At 77.1% G+C, this 1,355-nt stretch carries 1 protein-coding gene; it reads right to left on the reverse strand.

Annotation, left to right across the window (positions count from 1 at the left end; all coding sequences use genetic code 11):
• Positions 1 to 1,057: metallophosphoesterase family protein (locus ABEB16_RS21990; RefSeq protein WP_345714297.1), on the reverse strand; the 1,057-nt coding region annotated here is incomplete at its 3' end.
• Between the last annotated feature and the right edge of the window lie 298 nt (positions 1,058 to 1,355).

Below are 1,355 nucleotides of genomic sequence, written 5' to 3' on the forward strand. Positions count from 1 at the left end.
CCTGCGCGGCCGCGGCCCGCCGCAGCGCCTCGAGCAGCTCCTCGTCCACGGGGTGCGCCGCCTGCGGGGCGCGGGTGCGGGCACGGATGCGCTCGCACGTGACACCGGCGGCGTCGGCGACCTGCTCGGCCTCCTCCCGCAGCCGTTCGGCGTCGGCGAGCTCGGCGGCCACCGGGGTGCTGCCGGTGAGCTGCGCCCGCACCACGAGGGGCAGGTCGCCGGCGGCGGCGCGGGCGGCGGTGAGGGCGCCCTGCAGGCGGGTCAGCACCTCCGGGTAGTCGCGCGCCCCGCTGACGTCGACGTCGAGGTGCTCCCAGCGCGCCACGTCGAGGGGGTGGAACGCGGCCCGGGCGACGCCCTCCGGTTCGACGTCGACGACGTAGGCGCCCTTGGGGCCGGTCTCGCGGGGGTGGCGGCCCTGCAGGTTGCCGGAGTAGGCGACGGTGTGGGGGCCGCTGCTGAGCGTCTGCCGGGCGTGGATGTGGCCCAGGGCGGTGTACTCGTAGCCCAGCGCCACGAGGTCGGCCACCGTGCAGGGGGCGTAGCGGGCGTGCTCGCCCTCGCTGCCCTCCACGGCGGCGTGCAGCACGCCCACGTTGACCAGGTCCCGCTCGCGGGCGGGGTATCCGGCGGCGAGGTTGGCCGCGACCGCCTTCGTCCGGTAGCCCTGGCCGTGCACCGCCAGGCCGAGGTCCTCGGCGCGCACGGTCTCGGCGGAGTCCACCGCGAAGACGTGCACGTTGGGCGGCAGCGTGAGGGAGCGGGTGATCTGGCTCTCGGCGTCGTGGTTGCCCGACGCCAGGAAGACGCGCACGCCGGAGTCGGCGAGGCGGCGCATCTGCTCGGTGAAGAAGCGGCCCGTGGCGTAGTCGTGCCAGGTGCCGTCGTAGAGGTCGCCGGCCAGCACGAGGGCGTCGGCGCCCTGCGCCTCGCAGAGCGCGACGAGGTTGCGCAGCGCCCCCCGGGTGGCGGCGCGCAGCGCGCCGGCCAGGTCGTCGTCGCCGAGGCGGGAGAGCCCGCGCAGCGGGGAGTCGAGGTGGACGTCGGCGGCGTGCACGAAGCGCACGGTGGTTGACGAGCGCCGGGGTGGTGGAGCGGGGTGCACGCTCCGCACGGTAGGCGACGGCGGTGACGGCGGGGCGCCGACCCGCTCGTCACCGCCGGGCCGCCGCCGGGTGACGGTCCGGTCTCGGCCGCCCGAGGTGCCTCCCGCCGGGCCGGGTGCCGCCCTAGCATCGACGCCGTGCCCGAGGACATGCCGTGGATCTACGTGCTGCAGGTGGTCGCTGCGACGGTCGAGCCGCTCGTGGTGCTCGCCGGGATCGCCGTGCTCGCCCTCGTGCTGCCCCGCGCGG

It is taken from the genome of Kineococcus glutinatus (assembly GCF_039542765.1).
Classification (GTDB): Bacteria; Actinomycetota; Actinomycetes; order Actinomycetales; family Kineococcaceae; genus Kineococcus_A; species Kineococcus_A glutinatus.